This is a genomic window from Rickettsiella massiliensis 20B (assembly GCF_000257395.1).
GTDB lineage: Bacteria > Pseudomonadota > Gammaproteobacteria > Diplorickettsiales > Diplorickettsiaceae > Diplorickettsia > Diplorickettsia massiliensis.
Genome location: NZ_AJGC01000001.1, coordinates 54,838 through 73,048, shown reverse-complemented (window position 1 = coordinate 73,048; position 18,211 = coordinate 54,838). Strand labels below are relative to the sequence as shown.

The window sequence follows — 18,211 nt, the reverse complement described above, 5'->3', positions numbered from 1 at the left end:
ATTGAGCCCGTTTCGAAATGTTATTCTTAAAGATGAAATTTTTTTTGTTCTGCGGTTCGGTGTATAAATAATTGCAAATCATCTGCTATATTCATTAACATTACACTCAACTCTGGATTTTCTAAGACCCCCCCTGGAAATTGTTTATTCAATAAACGTAAATCTAACGTTTGGTGCCCAGGTTCTGCAAAATCATACAAAACGACTTCATAAGCACGGTTAGTATTTAGATCGGTATTGCCGGCTATCACATAAGTATTGTTGCCCCCATTCCCCACTAAATGCGTTTTAGTTGTGTTCACATCGTTAAAAAACACTTCTGGTAGTGACCGACCAATAACAATTATTTCATTCTCCAACGCTTGGTATAAGACTAATGTCATATTATAAGTAGTAATTAATTGTGAAACCGACTGATTACTTTGATGAAAAGCATAAAAATGATCCTCTTCACCGATTTGTATTTGAGTATGGTCCATGAAAATATACTCTGCTTGTAGCGGAGGATAAACGATAGTTGTCTTAAAATTAGATACGGAAGCATTTTTAAGTGAAAAATAAAAAGTCAGCTCTACCTCGGAAGGACTCATTTGAATGGCATTGAGTTCATGAAAATAACATTGGAAGAAAAAACGATTTTGATTGGATGTCTTATTTTCCGAGAATAATAAGATAGACCAACCTTCTATCTGAGTCGATGTGTAGGATTGACGATCCACTGAAAGAATGTAATCAAAAGAACCTTGTGTAGCTTTATTATTCACGATAGTCTCTGGCCAAACCATCATCTCTATTTTCGTTTTAGGCGATAAACGCTCAGGAATCTTAATCTCGTCAAAATACGGTTTGTCTCCGCCACGTAAATCAATGAACTCTACTTCTGATGAAACAAGTAAAGTATCCCACTTTTTTGTACGCCCTAAAATTCGTTCAAAACGACGCAGATATAACGGTGCAGTATCATTATAAAGCAACGTTCCCTCATAACAATCGATCATGATATTTTTTTGACTCGGCGCATAATAGTTTAAATCCAGTGTATCAACCCCTTGATCAGCATCTAAAAACCCCAAAATCAACGATCCATCTAATATAAAAATGTCGGATTGATTAGAACCTTTATATATTTTATAACCCTCATTCACAATAAACGTATTGATATCTGGCAAATAACTATAACCGCTATCATGCCCTTCCCCCAAACGCCACAGCGTATAAGTGCCCTCTTGTTTTGCCCAAGGATTTTTTATCACTAAAGCTCTATCACAAATTCGAGTTCTATTTTCATCAAGATTTATTTTATAAGGGTTACAAAATAAATCTTGATGATTGATATGATTTTTAAGTGGATTCATATCATTAAAAAGCCAACCCACTTGTGGCTCTTTGACTAACCAAACAAAACTATTCTCATCTGCATAGACTGAAGTTTTGACTAGCGAAGGAGAAACATTCAATACCGAATCATTCAAAAGCGATTTTGATTTTTGATCAAATTGAATATCAATACTCGGAACAATATAGTGTTTAACTTTAGGGTTGGCTTCTAAAAAACGATAAATGTTCTCTTTGTAAGCGGTATAAGCCTGATCCAATTGTAAAAGAGATTGGATATGAATAGGTGGATCGATTCCGAGGAAAGCATAAAGCCCCTCTACAAAAACTTGCCAATTCGATAATGAAATTAAATTTTCTATTTTCCACACTTTTTTGGCTGCAAAGTAACCCTGAGTGCCTAAAAAAATCAGTGCGGCCAGTGTCTCACCTAATGGCCCAGTAAAAGAAGACACATCGACAATCAAACCCATCATTTCGGTAATTTCAATACCCATTTCAGCGGTCTCAATCCCAATAAACAAACCATCACTGATTAAACTGACCAACGCTTCAAGATCTCCAGCTTTTAAGGCCTCTGCTTGTTGGATCAAATCATAGATAAGATAAGCAGAAATGGGTGTGCCTCTCACAAAAGGGGCCATGATTTTTAAGGTCCGGCCTAAAATAACTTTATTTGCAAGGGTCAATTTTTCTCCTCGTTTGACCAACGCCTTGGCGAACTTAGAGCTAACAATACTCCCACCGATGACACCAAAATTTAAACAAACATGTTTATAATCACCGCGAATTAATTCTTGAAAAATTTCTTCATAAATGAGCCCCTGACTCACCCCTTTCAATAGTTTATCGACATAGGTAAAATGTTGTTTGATTTTTTGAGCATTTCGCCAATAAACTAAACTCGGCAATTCATTACTTTCGCTTGTCACAAACTGTGCCAATTGCATCAACTGTTTTCGTTTTTGTAACGAAACGGTTTGTCGTAATACTGCAGTAAAAGCGGCTTGATCAATACTAATTTTTTGAATCACTCGTGAGTATTCTTTTTCACGATTACCGTCTTCTTTTTTCGGGTAAACAGTGCGCAATATCACTTATTTCTTCTGTGTTTTCTGTAGAATGACTGATGATAGGTTCCTGCTCATTCCAATTTCGAGGAAAAATAATATTTTCAAAATTATAAGCTGGATTATGATAAAAAGGGATAAATTGATCTTTTGTTAGATCACTTAAGTTCGTTTCTTGGAAATTCTTAAATCCTAAAGCAATGAGTCCTAGAAAAAGTGATTCAGAAAGAATCACGTTACGTAATGTACGCTGCCCATAAACCGATAAAAAATGTTCAGAAACCATTTCAGGATCACTTAAAAAAACATCGGAAAAATCATGAATATTATGATAATAAAAAATATCAAAAAGCTGCTCTACATTGATAATTGCTTTTTTTAAATTTATTTCTTTCATGAAAAATAATTCAAATTTTACATGAGAAAGATTACAATAACCAAAATCAACATTTTTAAATGACGTACCTTTAAACTCAACTTTTTGATTAAAATTTGCGTTTCTAAAACTAACGTAACTTAATTCGCAATGATTAAAATTTACTTGTTCAAATATGGATTTTCTGAAACTAATTTTCTCTAAATTTAGTTTGAACTTAAAATTTTTACTTTAAATTAAAAAAAGTACCTGAAAAATCAACTTCACTAATATCCACTTTATTAAATTTGGTATTTTTTATCACTAAGTCTTCTAACTTACTTTCTTGTACTATCGTCCCGCTAAAATCTGAACGATAAATATTTCCTAAAAACTAGATTTTTTTAAAACACTCTCATTAAATTTAATTTGAGCTAGCATTCCTAAAAAATGAACTTCATCCAGATACGCCGTCGTAAAATCACAATGCTCCACCTTATCACGAAAAGTGACTTTATTTAATGTCGCACCTATAAAAGGTGATTCTATAATTGCCTTAAAAAAACAACATCTGTCTGTTTTGCTCGATTAAAAATACATTTAAACATTTTATCTTGAAAATTAACACATCTGAATTGAGCGGCATCAAAATTAACTTGATTTACTTCTTTATAAAAATTTACTTCATCTAGATCAACTAGCTTACAATTACTTTCAATCATACTATTATGAAAATTAATTTTTATAAAATAAGCAGATGCAAAACTACATTTACTAATCTCTCCATAAAAGCTAACACATTCTAAATGTGCGAAATGAAAACGACTATTCATTATTATTTTATTAAATAAAACATTTTCCATATGCGCCATATTAAAATTTGCGCTACTCACAATATCTAAAAATTGATTAATTAACATCCTAGATTTTTTAAAAACACAGTTTTGTATTACATTTCTAAATTAATTTAACTAAAATTGAATCATTAAAATTAGTATTCAAAACAGCTTGATAAAAAGATAAATTATTCAAATGAGCCAAATAAAAACTACATCGAATAACACTATCATAAAAAAAAGAATCTTCAATTATTGTCTCTACAAACATTGAAAAAACAAGATGACTATAAAAAAAATTATCTTTTAATCTCATTTTATAAAAATGACAAGAATACACCTCTTCTTTAAACTGCGTCATTGTCCATTCTGACATATAAAAATTAATTTGATTTAAATAGCAAGTTTTTTCAACATGCTGTTTATTTTTATAAAAAATAAATTGAGAAAAGTCTTCGGCACCAATACTAATTGATTTTCGAATCAGTGCATTTATAATGTCGACTGCATTATTATTTGCAACTAAACTGCTAAGTATCCGAATTTTCTCTTGTAATAATTCTCTTAAAGTTTTAAAACTAACAATTCTATCTAAAAAAAAGATCGACTTTTTTATCTAAGTTTCCAGCTACATAAAGTATTGGTTCTAAAAGTGCTGTTGAAAGTGCTGTTGTAGATTCCGATCGATAATAACTTAAAGCTTTTGTAATAACTGTCTCATCAAATCTTAGCCAATTAATTACCGTCTCAGGAGAAGATAATTGGATATAATTTAAAAACGTTGTTAAATCTTTCGGTGTTTGCAATAGATTATTTAAGAGTACCGCTTGATCAGAATGCAAGGCTTTAATACGTTGTATTCCTTCCTTGTGATTAAGTAAATCAATTAATAATAGTCTCTCCTCTCCTACTTTTAACCAGCTTAATTCTAAATTATTATAAAAAATCTTATAATTTTCAGTGAATGGCTGAAAAGGAATAAAACTAAACCATACTTTATTCCTATGTGAAAAAAGACTATCTTTAATTAATAATTTAGCTAAGTTAAGTTCGAGCCAACCCGAATTCAATAAGCGTTCCATTAATGTAATCGTCAAATATTTATTTGATTTAACTGAACCGGTTTCTTCTTCAAGAACTTCCCTTAGACTAAATTGTGGATCAGACCCAATAGTTTGTAAAGCAGTTTTTTCAAGAAACTCAATACGCGTCATATAATCTGCTTTTTTAGGAATCGAAGAACTAATTTCTTCGCTTAAATATTGAATCCAACCCGCTGTAGTCGCTTCTTGTAGCAAATAATGATATAAATAATGAAAGTCGGACTCTAAAGCGATCTTTTCTTCGGTATGCTGAGATAAAAATAGCTCTATTCTCTGAATATAATTATCTTCTACCAACTCAATGAGATCAAGATTAAAGCTTTCTTTAAAAGTTTTTAATGCATAATTTCGGCCATGAATTTCAAATGCCTCCGGAGAGAATTTCATTAATTTAGCTATTTTATTTGCAATATTTTCGATCCCACCCAAATAAATCGGCCGATGAATAATATCATCTACAATCCTTTGAATATAGCGTTTAAATAAAACAGGTACTTCAAAAATACCATAATTTTTAAAGTTTTCTGCAGCATTTTGGAGACGTGTAAAACAACCTTCTGCACAAGATTGAGTTAAACCTTGGTCACTGAGCAACTGATTAATTTGTATCATTCGAAAAGCTAAATCAATTTTTTCTTCATTAATGAAAATAGCAATTGTTTCTAAATATTTCTTACCATAACTATAAAGTAAGGCAAGACGATCTGAAAAATAATCTGTTTTTAATTTTTCAAAAAATGTAGTTAATAATGACGCCCCAGATTCAAGATTTGCAGAATGTAGAATCGTAATTGATTGTGTATCACAAAAAATTTTCAGCTGTGTAATACAAACTTCCAACTGTGCAATGAGATGATCAAACGTATTAGACTGTGCAAACGCAGTTAATGCTGCCCCGCTTGCACTTCCCTCATAATAAATTGCACTTTTTACTGATAAACTTTCGTACAATTTTTCTATTTTTTGATGTAATTGTTCTTCTAATTCAAACAATTGTTGTGTTGGCTTAGTTGTTAATAGCTTTTGTGAAAAAAATGGGTCAATCAAAGGGGTAGGGTAATTATAAGGCATCATCTATTCCATGATAAATAAAGAAGAAAATTCATTTTTACTTTATGCTTAAGATTTACTATTTATAATAAATCTTATTATCCAACATAAATAAAAATTAATCTAGTGTTTTATCAAAAATTACATACATAAAATTTATGTCTTATATTTATTGATTTACCTTTAGTAATCAACAATTCGTATTGATCTAGTTAATAAAAATGATGACTTTCATAAAAGATAAATTATATCACTTAACACAAACTAAACATTCTCCGAACAATAGTAAGCAAAAAATTTATAACTGAACGGATTATACAACTGAAATTAATCTAATGACTAAATAGCTTTAATCATTTTCAATAAATATAAAAATTATAAGCTTTTATAAGGATTTTATTCATCGTGTCAGCAAATTAATCCTATTAATTGAACTAAAATTAGAAAAATACACGATTTTTGTACGTAATTAGATAGAATTTATATATCTAAAGGCTGCTGCAATCATTTTATGGCATAATACATTACCTACTTTTTGTATCAATGCATCCACCTTCGTAAATTATTCGATTTTTACTACACACGTTTACACTTAATAATATCTTACTTTTTTTATCGCATACTTAGCTATTAATGATTAAAAAAATATATTTATTGTACATCAAAATTATAGATATAAATCTATAATAAAAAAATTTTCTGTCATTTTTTTAACTCTTATTCAAAAAGTAATCATATGTAAAAATTTAAACAATAGATTTTCCTGCTATTTACAATAGGATATCATTGATATACATAATAAAATTAATGAAATAGATTGAATATTCGTTTACTATATAAGAATTCTGAGTATTTTTTAAAATAATACTCGTTATCAAGATAAATTTAATAATATCGATGTCTTGTAAATTTATCTTGATAAGAATAAAGTTACTTACTAATATAGGAGATAAGATGGCAAATATTTTAGTCACCGGTGGATGTGGATATATAGGAAGTCATGTTGTCTCATTACTTAATGAAAAAAAACATCAACAAGTAATTATTGATAATTTTTCAACAGGAAATAGAAAAAACATAACACCTGGTGTCGAATATTTAGAAGAAGATATTGGTAATGTTAAATTTATTGACTATATATTACGCAAATATAATTTTGAAATTATAATACATTTAGCTGCTAAAACTTCCGTTGAAGAATCGATAAAACATCCTGATTTATACCATCAAGAGAATTTAATCAATACCATATCTTTGATCAACACAGCACAAAAATATAATGTTAAAAATTTTATCTTTGCCTCAACTGCCGCTGTATATTGTAATAACAATGATTATAAAATTGATGAGGATGGATATATTAACCCGATTAGCCCATACGGAAAATCTAAATATAAAGCAGAGCTATATCTATATGAATTTTGTCAAAAAAACTATATAAACTGCATTATATTTCGTTATTTTAATGTTGCAGGACAGCATAAAAAATATACAAGTTATTTTAATCCACCTCAAAAAAACACACTTATTCAAAAATCAATAATTAACCTATTATCAGGATACCCATTTATAATCAATGGAAATGATTATGACACCCAAGATGGTACCTGTGTTCGTGATTATGTTCATATTATGGATGTAGCGAATGCACATATTAACGCAATTAACTGTCTAGAACGTTCAACTAAACTTATTAGTGATAGATTCAATATTGGATCCGGTGTAGGAAATTCAGTTTTTGACATCTATAAGAAAATGAGCCATTTAGTTTCTACCGATATAAACTATTCAATTGGACCAAGAAGAAAGGGTGATATTGTATTCTCAGTAGCAAATACAAAACGAATTATAGAAAAATTAGGATGGAAATCGATGTATGGTGATAACCCAATCGATCAAATACTCCGGTCCGAATTTTTATCACATAAGTATCTATTTCCAAATTCAAAAATAGGTCTTATTGATGAAAAATAAACAAAATCCACTTACGATAAAAGCAAAAAATTATGGAAAGGTATGTAGTCATCTATTTTATGATTATTGCTCTTGGATCCTGGAACAGGTTAATTTATTAAATATCAAAAAAGTATTTTTTTTTACTAGAGAAGGTATTTTTTTTCATAGAGTAGCCAGCCAATTAAATAAAAGACTATCAAATGAAATTGATTTATGTATTCTAGAAGTAAGTAGAGTGGCCACGTTTTTACCCTCCATCAATCTTGAACAAAAAAATCCATTTCAAAGGTTATGGGACATGTTCCCACATCAATCCGCTGAATCTTTTTTTTACTCAATTTCATTACAAAATAACCTACAATTAAAGGAGATATTCGAACAAACAGGTTACAAATATGATAGCATCATACACTATATTGCTCGTGACAAAATTTTCCAATCGTTCTTAAAAAATAAAAAAGTTCTTTCTATCATAGAAGAAGCAATTAATGAATCTAAATATAAATTAGAGTGTTACTTAACAAAGCAAAGGTTCTTTGATACACCAGAAGTAGCTATTGTTGATATTGGATGGCGGGGTAGCATACAAGATAATCTATCTCAAATTTGCCCATTACAAACTATTTATGGTTTTTACTTAGGTCTACATTTTTTTAAAAGTGATACTTCAGTAAATAAATATAAAAAAGCATTTTTATTTAATGGAAATGAATCTAAATTTTTTTCTATATATGAATGTTTATTAAGGTTTGTATTGCCATTAGAAATTTTATGTAATAATAGTACTCATAGTGTTTTGGGATATCATGGTACAAATGAAAAAAATATTACTCCTTTATACCAAAAAATAGAATGTAAAAAACAAGAGGTGCTTACTAAGCAAATTATTCTACCCTTCCAACAAGCGGTATTAGATGAAATAAAGCAATATAATCAACCTATTCTAAATATTAAGCGGCATAGAAAAAAATTAATAAATATAGTTTGGAGACCTAATGAGGCACTAGTCTATTTTTATAAAAATACATATTTCAATAATCTTTATGGCGCCGGTTTACTTCTTAGCCCAAAAAAAATCAAAATGAAACACTCTGGCTGGCCCTCTGGCTATTTATATGGAAAAATACCTAAATTACTTTTAAATTTTATTCCTTTCTTTTATCTTTTATATTGTCTATTAACTCTTGATACTTATTTAATACGTAAAAAATAGAGTATTTTTTCTCAACAAATTTTCTTCCATTTAATCCCATATTCTGTAATGATACTAAATCTTTTCCTGTCATAGCTAACATAGCTTCATATAAAAATTCGGTCGATTTGACACTAACCAGCAATCCATTATTATTTACTAAATCTTTACATCCTGGAACATTTGTAGTGATAATAGGTCTGCCTATCGCCATTCCTTCTAATAAAGATAGTGGCATCCCTTCACCATAACTAGGCAAAACGACACAATGACTTTTTCTAATATATGCTCTCACATCAGAAACATAAGGGATATATTCTATTCCCAGCTTATCCAAATCTTTTAGTGAAATATCATGATGTAAGCTAGTTGGATTCTCTTTATCAAGAGGAGCAATAAATATTACTTGAAAGTTAACCTGCCTCTTTTTCATTTTTCGACACGCTTCGATTAATTCCAAAACACCCTTATCTTTAATAAAACGACCTATAAATAAAAAAGTAAATATATTTACCTTTATTATAGGTGAAAATCGGAACTTTTCTAAATCAATACCTTCCCCTGGAAGCTCGAAGCAGCTATCCTTATCAAACAGTTTTTTCTCTACGAAAAAAGAGAGATCATTTTTATTTAAAAAATAAAAATTGTTTTTTTTGAAAATTTTCTAATAAACTTTATGATATATAAAATACCTATTGTTGAGTATCTATATTTTTTTATTTTAAAAGCACTGCCGAGACCTGTAATAACATTACAAAGCACCGCTTTCCATACAATTAACATTGCAAATATACATATTTTTAAAGAATAACTAAATACAATATCTGGCTTAATTTGCTTTAAATATTTTATTGCCTGAAATATTGATTGGCATTCTTTATGAATTTTTATAGATCGACTAAAGTTAATATTTTTAATATATACATTACGTTTAAATAAATTATTAGGTAATATTATATCTATAGGAACAATCAAAAAAACCTGGTGGTTCTTCTCTGCAAGATAATCAATCAAATGTTTTCTAAAATTTATCATTGTAGATAAACTATTCCCTAATAAGATTATCTTCAACAACACCTCCTTATCTAAAAATTAACGAGTACCTATCTTAAATTTAGAAAATAACTTTCGTAAAAATATAAATACTGTAAATCTTTTTTGAATGTCACATATACTTTATAAATTTTTGATATTTTTTTAAAGCAACTAAAAAACAGCAATATTAACATCCCTATTAATTTGATAAACGACTATTAGTTGTAAACTGTAAAACTTGTAAATAAGTAATATCTATCTAATCGGCGCTACTATTAATTTTAATAGATGTAAAAGTCGGATAATAAAGTATTTTTCATTTTTTTCAAGGAGAAAACCGTGGATCAATAAGTTAGAGTTAGATATAATAAGTAGGCTCTATACTAGACTAATCATTATTTTACTAATATGTAAACTCTGAGTTATTCAGCGAATATTACGAGCTAAAAATAAATAAAAGTAAATATCAATTATTTTATTATCAAATAATTGATATAAAAATGAAATATAAAATTTATCATCGTTAATAAAAAGATAGCCCTAATAGATTTCTAAAAATTGTTTTCTATAACTAATAAACGATTATTAGAATATATCTTTTATTTTTTTCTAGATTATACTATGTTTTAGAAACTAGGTATTATAGTTTTTTATTAATAATCATTTTTTTACCGCTATTAATTTTTGCGTGTAATCGGTAGTATAATTTTTTAAAAATACTGGATAGTTTCGTAATAATGAATGGATCAAGACACATCGCCTGAGATAGTGGAAAATTCAATATACCAAGACCGCTCACCTTTAGTGTAGCAAAGATCCACAGCGACGAGATGACATCACGGTAAAACATCTTCGGCTTTCTTAACAACATTCTCTTTTGAATTGGTTTAATCAGCTTATATTTTTGACTATCACCCCAATCTAACTCAAATTCTAGCTCTGCAACTTCGCGAATAAAATATTTATTAGGACGAGTGACAAAGCAATATAATTTATTTTTTGCAAAATTAATCATTTCATCAGCATACAAACAATAATCTCGAGTCAATTGTTCAAAAATTGGCGCGAACTGTTTAAAACAGTCATCGCGTATAATCTCTAATTCTGAAACCTCTGCTGAACCAGGCTGAAATACAGGTATAAAACCTTTTTCAGTTCGCTGATAATACAATGTTGACTTAACGCTACTGACTGAGAGTAATTTTTCTAAAATTGGCGCAGATTTAATAATAATATTGGTGCGTAGATCATACTCATTAAACAAGTAACCTTTCATACTGTTGAGACCATAAGTGGTACTGGTACCAAGATAAGCCCCCAATATATCAAACTCGGAAATAAGTAACTGAATATTACTTTGGATAGTTCCTCGCCAACCAATATCAACAAAGAAACTTGCCTGTTCAAACACACCTTCTTGCTGTAAATACTTATACAAATTTTCTTGAGCCTTACGTTGGTAACGATCAAAGCTACTAGAAAATGCTTCGTTTTTAAACAAAATATAAATGTCTTGAGGTTGATTGATTTCTGGCCGTTTTAATGGTTGATAATCGAATTCACCTTCACGAATTAACCAAGCATTAAGAAGATTGTCATAGCTAAGGGCTCCAAAACGCTCATAAATTGTATCAATAATTACCCCCAATTGTTCTTTGCCTTGATAACGGGCACAAATGCTACTAGCACGACTTATATAAAGCACTCTAGTGTTTATATTCAATCCTTGGAATTCCAGATGGTTTGCCAACAACAGATCGTAGGCAACTTTTAATGCAAGACCTTCTCGCGCCAGGAAATAAAAATTTTTAATTCCTAGCTTGATACTATCCTTGAGATTTTTATACGCCATACTAAATACTACGGGCGCAAAAACTTTATAATAGGCTACAACCAAGTGTGGCTTAGCACAACTAACCGGTATTGCCTGCTCAATGAGCTTATCAATCGCTGACTGAAAATTACTCACTCTATTTTTATTAGCAAGATAACGTCGCTTCAGATGAGCTGTTTGATGTAACCAGTAAGAAGAAATACCGACTCTATTAGGAACAAAATAATCTGAGTTAAAATTATCACCCAAATGTATTATATCAGTGATCGCAACACCTTCAGTTTCAGCAACGTAAGTAAACAAGCGACTGGAATATTTGGCATAGCCAATATCTCCCGAGACATAAAATTCATCAATATACTCTTCCATCCCAAGATTTTTCGCAATCCTAATTAACGCATGACGCGGTAGATACATATCTGAAACAACGATGATACGTTTATTTTTTTGTTTAAGCGCACGTAAGAGTTTCAGTGCACCGTTATTCGCTTTCAAAACATCAATTTCCAGCTGAATTTCTACTTCCACCAGTCGAGATATCAGTATTTCATCACTAAGCCCGAAATGACTAACTAAATTTGTTATAATAGACTGCAGTGTAGTTTCATGATCTTTTAATAACATAGACTGCATTTCATCACGCAGCTTATTTTCATAAAACGCACGTAGTTCATGATAGTAGGCCGTATTGATATTGCGTTTTAGCCATCCACACAATATATCGCAACTCATTTCGGCTACTTTATCTTTAACAAGTTCAGGTGGCTCAACGGAGCGAATAACTAACGTATCAAAAAAATCAAGCGTAACCAATTTATAATTAATGGTTTTAGCTACAAAATCAGATAGATGACTAATACGGCGATTTTTATCAAATTTTTTACCAAGAGAAGCGTGGTTAAGCTTCACATAGTTAACCAAGTTCGTCATCCATAAGTTAATCCCTATGTTTCTCTTCTGCTTGACTCTATAGACATTTTCTAATTCGGAGATGAGATAACGTCGTATCAATCGATTAGATGATATAGGTCCCATTTGTTCTTCTTGCCTGCTATTATCATTAAACGAATTTTTGTGTTTTAATAAAAGTAACTCAGCTTGTTGAAGTTTCCGTCTTAATGTTATTATTTCATGCCCCAGCTTGGAAATTTCCTGATTTTTATATTCGTGCAATTGATAAGCAGCCACCAACCTCGTATAAATATCAAGACGATTATATTCAAGCTGATATAGACAATTAGCAATAAACTTATTATTCAGTAGCATTGAAATATCTAAGAAAAAATCTTTTTCTACTGATGATAAGAGTTTTTCATTATACAGGATTGTCAACCCGAGAAACTGCGGGAATGAGATGGTTTTAAAATTTTTCTTTTCCCTGATATAAAGTCTTCAATTGAAGTCATCACGCCATTCCTAGGCGTATTTTCTTCTTCAGCAATAGCAATGTTTCCTTTGCCATAAAAACCAAACTCTTGCATTTTAATACTATTACGTATCAGCTTTTATCCCATGATAACGGCTTTTTAGCTTTTTCTGGAATCTGGCCTGGATTGTAATAAAAATCACGTCGCGCACAAGGCCAGTTAGTATCATGTAGAATACAAATTTTCTTACCTGAATCAGCAGCAAAGATGTTTTCTAATTCAGCACTCACCGTATAATAGTTATGATCACCATCAATTAAATAGAAATCATGACCAGTGTGCATATCCGAAGTAAGATACTCTAAAGAAGTGACCTGATGATAATAGGCATTAGAGCTAATTTTATTCGTGGTAGGCGTGATACAAACATCAACACCATGATATTCTTTGATAATTCCTTTTTGCAAATAAATTTCAATAATTGAAGTAAACTCACCTATTTCAATACCAATTTCACAAATAGAGTCAAGCTTAATATTGTTAAAAATGAGTTCAAAAAGATCTTTATAATTTATCAGCTTATGTAAGTAAATATCATCTGTTTGGTATGGCATAATATTAGGCATCATAAAAAAACTCCCTTATCTTCATGATTGAGCACACTGTAGATAATCCTTCACAAATCATCCCTCTGATTTTTATAAAATAAATACTCCATCACTGAATAACAGGGGTTTTGGTTCATGATTATCGTGATTGATCTAAAGCCGTTTATAAAGCGGTACGACAACTGACAAATTTTTCAGCACACCTTTTCTGCAACCCAAGATCAAACGCTCTGTCTTTGTTTGATCACAGATTGTACTCAACTTGTCGTTGATAAAAATATCGGCTATCTATTTCTTTGATGTTTTCTCTGTATACATCGAGACAACGCTCTCCGCTCTATCTTCAATCAAATCAACTAGTCGCCGTTTTTCATTATTTATATGTATTTTGACTGATTTGTTATTTTTTTACTCTGTATAGATAATATTCAATCACATACAGAAATTCGTCATTGAAAAAACTCCCCGATTATACAAAAAATAATGATAGAAACGAAGGGCGCGAGCAGAAATATTATAATTTTTCGGTCAAAAAACTATTACAGATTCTGCGGCATTTAATTTAAGCAATAATACCCATCGACTTATATTTATATAAAAACACTGATTACATTGATTGACGTATCGATGCCAACATAAACGTTTTTTCGTAAAGATATTTACTTTGTCTTATCGATTGCGACTCGTTTTTTTCTTTCTATGCTTATTTCGGTTTCGAGACGTTTTCACTTTTTGAGTTGTGACGTTCTGACAGAGTTCAAAATCAATTTTTCGTTGATCTAAATCAACCCGTCCAATGCATACTTTTATTGGATCGCCTAAACGATACACCTTCCCAGTCCGCTCACCGATTAAACAATGTTTTTTGGGATCAAATTGATAATAATCATTTTGTAGGGCCGTCACATGAACGAGTCCTTCGACATAAATATCTTTTAGTTCTACAAATAAACCAAAACCAGTTACATTAGTAATAATTCCTGAAAAATGCTCGCCAATTCGTTCACGCATAAACTCGCATTTTAACCAATCTAGCACTTCACGCGTGGCTTCGTCGGCACGCCGTTCTGTAGTCGAACAATGCTCACCTAAGCGCGCCATCGTGACCGCATCATAACTAAATTTTTTCGGTTTCTGTTTGGCTAAAATGTGACGAATCGCACGATGGACAATCAGATCCGGATAACGTCGAATGGGAGAGGTGAAATGAGTATACGCATCAAATGCCAAACCAAAATGGCCGATATTTTCTGGACTATATACTGCCTGGCTGAGTGAGCGCAGTAATACAGTTTGAATTAAAGAGATATCGGCGCGGGTTGTAATCGATTTTAAAAAGAGTGCGTAATCTTTGGGCTTAGGTATTTTTCTACCCGGAAGACGTAATCCTAACTCAGCAAGAAACGCTCTAAGATCCGTTAGCTTTTCTGTGGTTGGCGCGGCATGAATACGAAATAAACTCGGTATTTTAGCCTTAATTAAAAATTGCGCAGCCGAAACGTTAGCCAATAACATACATTCTTCAATGATACGATGCGCAACGGTACGCTCAGTGGGGACAATTTTTTCTATTTTACGCGCTTTATCAAAAATAACCCGTGTTTCAGTGGTTTCAAAATCAATCGCCCCACGTTTTTCACGATTTTCTCTTAATACTTCGTAAAGTGATGTAAATTTTGCAAATGAGGGAATATCGCTGCGTAGGCGGCCGGATACTTTTCCGTTTCAAGCCACTGACTGACTTTCTCATAAACTAATCGTGCATGTGAATAAATCGTAGCCGGATAAAATGTAAATTTTTTCAACTCACCTTTCGCCGAAAGATGCATTTCACAAACTAAACAATGGCGTGCCACTTCGGGCTTAAGTGAACACAATTCATTAGAAAGAATTTCCGGTAACATGGGTACGACATGGTTTGGAAAATACACAGAATTACCGCGATTCTGTGCTTCTTGATCCAAAGCACTGTTCAATGCAACATAATGACTGACATCCGCAATCGCGACCAACAAACGCCATTGTTTTTTATTTCGTTCACAATAAACCGCATCATCAAAATCCCGCGCATCTTGGCCATCTATCGTCACAAAAGGCAACTCAGTGAGATCAACACGTGTTGTATCCGCGGTATCTAAAACCGCTTTTTCAAGAGAATAAATTTCTTTTTGTACGGCGTCTGGCCAAACATGAGGAATATTATAATTACGTATCGCCACTTCAATTTCTAAACCAGGGGCCATATGATCCCCTAAAATTTCCGTAATGTGACCAATCGCTTGTTTATGAAAACTCGGGTAACTGGTTATTTCTACCACAACCAATTGTCCTGGCCGTGCACCCGCTTGATCTTCAGGGCTTACTAATATTGATTGGGTAATCCGAGTGTTCGCCGGAACCACAAAAGAAACCCCTTTTTCAGTAAAAAGTCGTCCTACTAACGAAGGCGTATTCCGTTCAAGTACTTCAGCAATGATTCCTTCACGTCGATTTCGTCGATCCATACCCACAACACGTACTAAGACGCGGTCACCATGAAATACGAGCTGCATTTGGCGAGTACTTAAAAATAAATCATCGCTGCCATCATCCGGAACCAGAAAACCAAAACCATCACGATGTCCAATAATCCGCCCCCGCACTAAATTCATTTTTTTTGGTAAGCCATAGCCTTCACGGCGGGTCAACACAATTTGTCCATCACGCTCCATCGCGCGTAAACGGCGCCGTAAGGCTTCAACTGCTTCAGGATCGTGCAAACCTAAAGCCTGACACAACTCATCGCGTTTAATTAAACAGCCTATTTTTTTTAGATGATCTAAAATATACTCCCGGCTCGGAATGGGATTGGTATATTTTTCAGCCTCGCGTTGTGCAAAAGGATCCAGTAACGGTTTCGTTCTTCTCGCCATAAGGTTCGATACTCTCTCAATAATGATTCGGTTTCCATCCTAGACTAAATTTACGGCAATGTCGCCCAATAATCCTTGTAAAAGTGCCATAATGACGATACCTGCAGTTTCTGTTCGTAAAATACGTGGCCCTAAATGAATCGGTTGATACCCCGCCTGCTGAGCCATTTTTTGTTCCTCTTCTGACCATCCCCCTTCTGGGCCCACTAAAACACGGATTGAGTGAAGCGGTTTTTTTAATGTTTTAATTTGTTCCGCCAATGAGCAAGACGCGCCGGGCGTCAATATAAAACCCTTCTGAGTGGAGAAAATCTGCAAAAGTATTCACTCGAGCCACCCGAGGCACTTGTGTGCGCCCGGACTGTTCACTAGCCGCCACCGCAATCGCTTGCCAATGTTGCTGCCGTTTTGCTTGTCGTTCCACAGCAAGACGAAGCAAACTTCGTGTACTGAGCACAGGAAAAATCTGGGTGACACCCAGCTCAACTGTCTTTTGTACCACATAATCCATTTTTTCTGAACGAATCAGACTTTGAACCAATTCAATCGAAACCGGCGATTCACGTGAGACCTTTCGATACTGTTCAATTTGTACCTGGACCTTTTTTTAGTTATCGCAACAATTTTTGCTTGAAACTCCCCACCCTGTCCATTAAACACAATGAGCGGATCATCCTTCTTGCCGCGCAGCACACGGATCAGATGCTGTGCTGCGTCTGTCGATAAATCAATCACTTGCCCACAAATTAAGGTTTGTGGTTGATACAAACGAGTAACGCGCATAGAATGTTTGACCTATTTAAATAGCGGTTAAATTGTTTTTATTATTAGAATGCTCGCTTTAAGGTACAATTTTTAATCAAAAAGAATCGATCTTAAAGCACGAAGCGTCTAGGATATTTTCGACTTTTTATCATGATCCGCCTAATAAGGATAAGCCATGTTTTCCAACCGTAAAACCTTTTTTTACTTCTTTTTCCTTTTTTATTTACGGGTTGTGCTGGTTTTCCAACCCAACCCCCCTCTTCTCCGGAAACGATTAATCACTATTTAGCATGGTCTGAGCGAAAAGCGCAATTAAAACACCTCCAACATTGGCAAGCGGGCGGTAATTTTGCGGTTCATTCCAAACAAAAGCTCGGCGTCAATGCTTCGTTTAGTTGGCAACAAGCGGAACCTAACTATCAATTTCATCTTCTTGGACCTTTTGGCTCCCCGAGCCTTTTACTCAAAGGCAATGCTCAACACGTTTCCTTAATCACCTCTCAAAAAAACTATCAAGCGGCGACTGCTGAAAAATTATTACAACAACAACTTGGTTTACGTTTACCCGTCTCTCAACTACGCTATTGGCTACGCGGCTTACCGGCCCCACAAACCCGATACACGGCAAACTTAGATGCTTATAATCGTCTTTTAAAACTGCGCCAATCTGGCTGGCAAGTCAATTATTTACATTATACCAACCGTGGAAAAATTGATCTGCCCGATCATTTATTACTTTCATATCAACATTGGCAAATCAAGCTACTGATCACAAATTGGGATTTAACTTAAG

General features: G+C 32.6%; 12 protein-coding genes and 4 pseudogenes. 3 read left to right on the top strand and 13 right to left on the bottom strand.

All coding sequences use genetic code 11. From position 1 onward, the window contains the following. Window positions 1–26: 26 nt before the first annotated feature. The 5 genes and pseudogenes from S3O_RS0100485 to S3O_RS0100460 form a co-directional block, all read right to left on the bottom strand. Window positions 27–2,426, bottom strand: coding sequence for a hypothetical protein (locus tag S3O_RS0100485; RefSeq protein ID WP_010597082.1), 2,400 nt, complete (start codon window positions 2,424–2,426; stop codon window positions 27–29). Further along, window positions 2,392–2,802 (bottom strand): hypothetical protein, encoded by a 411-nt coding sequence (locus tag S3O_RS0100480; RefSeq protein WP_010597081.1) that lies wholly within the window; start codon window positions 2,800–2,802, stop codon window positions 2,392–2,394. The genes S3O_RS0100485 and S3O_RS0100480 overlap by 35 nt, the downstream gene beginning before the upstream one ends. A 96-nt stretch (window positions 2,803–2,898) precedes the next feature. Further along, window positions 2,899–2,976: pseudogene (locus S3O_RS20605) on the bottom strand (hypothetical protein); the annotation flags it as partial. A 329-nt stretch (window positions 2,977–3,305) separates the two neighbouring features. Then, complete coding sequence (locus S3O_RS0100470) at window positions 3,306–3,680, bottom strand: hypothetical protein (protein WP_010597080.1); 375 nt, start codon at window positions 3,678–3,680, stop codon at window positions 3,306–3,308. A gap of 503 nt (window positions 3,681–4,183) precedes the next feature. Further along, window positions 4,184–5,770, bottom strand: a complete 1,587-nt coding sequence (locus S3O_RS0100460; protein ID WP_010597078.1) for a hypothetical protein — start codon at window positions 5,768–5,770, stop codon at window positions 4,184–4,186. A gap of 933 nt (window positions 5,771–6,703) precedes the next feature. Here S3O_RS0100460 and galE point away from each other — a divergent pair. Continuing rightward, a complete protein-coding gene (gene galE, locus S3O_RS0100455) occupies window positions 6,704–7,723 on the top strand; it encodes a UDP-glucose 4-epimerase GalE (RefSeq protein ID WP_010597077.1) in 1,020 nt (339 codons plus the stop codon). Then, the gene (locus S3O_RS0100450) at window positions 7,713–8,918 is read left to right on the top strand and encodes a hypothetical protein (RefSeq protein WP_010597076.1); all 1,206 of its coding nucleotides are present in this window, start codon (window positions 7,713–7,715) and stop codon (window positions 8,916–8,918) included. Before galE ends, S3O_RS0100450 begins: the two co-directional genes overlap by 11 nt. Here the strand turns inward: S3O_RS0100450 and S3O_RS10275 are convergent. The 8 genes and pseudogenes from S3O_RS10275 to S3O_RS19970 all read right to left on the bottom strand — a co-directional run bounded on the left by S3O_RS10275 (window position 8,851) and on the right by S3O_RS19970 (window position 17,436). Continuing rightward, window positions 8,851–9,450 (bottom strand): glycosyltransferase, encoded by a 600-nt coding sequence (locus tag S3O_RS10275; RefSeq protein WP_268869423.1) that lies wholly within the window; start codon window positions 9,448–9,450, stop codon window positions 8,851–8,853. The two genes, S3O_RS0100450 and S3O_RS10275, sit on opposite strands and share 68 nt — an antisense overlap. 77 nt (window positions 9,451–9,527) lie before the next feature. Further along, window positions 9,528–9,968 (bottom strand): glycosyltransferase, encoded by a 441-nt coding sequence (locus S3O_RS0100440; protein WP_156792658.1) that lies wholly within the window; start codon window positions 9,966–9,968, stop codon window positions 9,528–9,530. A 604-nt stretch (window positions 9,969–10,572) separates the two neighbouring features. Further along, on the bottom strand, window positions 10,573–13,098 hold the full coding sequence (locus tag S3O_RS0100435) for an HAD-IA family hydrolase (RefSeq protein ID WP_010597073.1): 2,526 nt from the start codon (window positions 13,096–13,098) through the stop codon (window positions 10,573–10,575). After that, the gene (locus tag S3O_RS16875) at window positions 13,095–13,247 is read right to left on the bottom strand and encodes a hypothetical protein (RefSeq protein ID WP_156792657.1); all 153 of its coding nucleotides are present in this window, start codon (window positions 13,245–13,247) and stop codon (window positions 13,095–13,097) included. Before S3O_RS16875 ends, S3O_RS0100435 begins: the two co-directional genes overlap by 4 nt. Before the next feature lie 17 nt (window positions 13,248–13,264). Next, on the bottom strand, window positions 13,265–13,762 hold the full coding sequence (locus S3O_RS0100425; RefSeq protein WP_010597072.1) for a class I SAM-dependent methyltransferase: 498 nt from the start codon (window positions 13,760–13,762) through the stop codon (window positions 13,265–13,267). A 648-nt stretch (window positions 13,763–14,410) separates the two neighbouring features. Then, window positions 14,411–16,653: pseudogene (rnr, locus tag S3O_RS12955) on the bottom strand (ribonuclease R). Between the two features lie 120 nt (window positions 16,654–16,773). After that, a pseudogene (locus tag S3O_RS19975) lies at window positions 16,774–17,200 on the bottom strand (RsmE family RNA methyltransferase); the annotation flags it as partial. Further along, window positions 17,179–17,436: an RNA methyltransferase PUA domain-containing protein gene (locus tag S3O_RS19970; RefSeq protein ID WP_010597069.1), complete on the bottom strand. Its 258-nt coding sequence runs from the start codon at window positions 17,434–17,436 to the stop codon at window positions 17,179–17,181. The pseudogene S3O_RS19975 and the gene S3O_RS19970, both read right to left, overlap by 22 nt. A gap of 195 nt (window positions 17,437–17,631) precedes the next feature. On the opposite strand from S3O_RS19970, the pseudogene lolB reads away from it, so the two are divergent. Next, a pseudogene (gene lolB, locus S3O_RS20220) lies at window positions 17,632–18,210 on the top strand (lipoprotein insertase outer membrane protein LolB); the annotation flags it as partial. Window position 18,211 lies beyond the last annotated feature (1 nt).

Coding starts and splice junctions, on each gene's coding strand:
- S3O_RS0100460 (WP_010597078.1), bottom strand. CDS start 5,770: ATGCCTTATAATTACCCTACCCCTTTGATTGACCCATTTTTTTCACAA.
- S3O_RS16875 (WP_156792657.1), bottom strand. CDS start 13,247: ATGCAAGAGTTTGGTTTTTATGGCAAAGGAAACATTGCTATTGCTGAA.
- S3O_RS0100450 (WP_010597076.1), top strand. CDS start 7,713: ATGAAAAATAAACAAAATCCACTTACGATAAAAGCAAAAAATTATGGA.
- S3O_RS19970 (WP_010597069.1), bottom strand. CDS start 17,436: ATGCGCGTTACTCGTTTGTATCAACCACAAACCTTAATTTGTGGGCAA.
- S3O_RS0100470 (WP_010597080.1), bottom strand. CDS start 3,680: ATGTTAATTAATCAATTTTTAGATATTGTGAGTAGCGCAAATTTTAAT.
- S3O_RS0100425 (WP_010597072.1), bottom strand. CDS start 13,762: ATGATGCCTAATATTATGCCATACCAAACAGATGATATTTACTTACAT.
- S3O_RS0100480 (WP_010597081.1), bottom strand. CDS start 2,802: ATGAAAGAAATAAATTTAAAAAAAGCAATTATCAATGTAGAGCAGCTT.
- galE (WP_010597077.1), top strand. CDS start 6,704: ATGGCAAATATTTTAGTCACCGGTGGATGTGGATATATAGGAAGTCAT.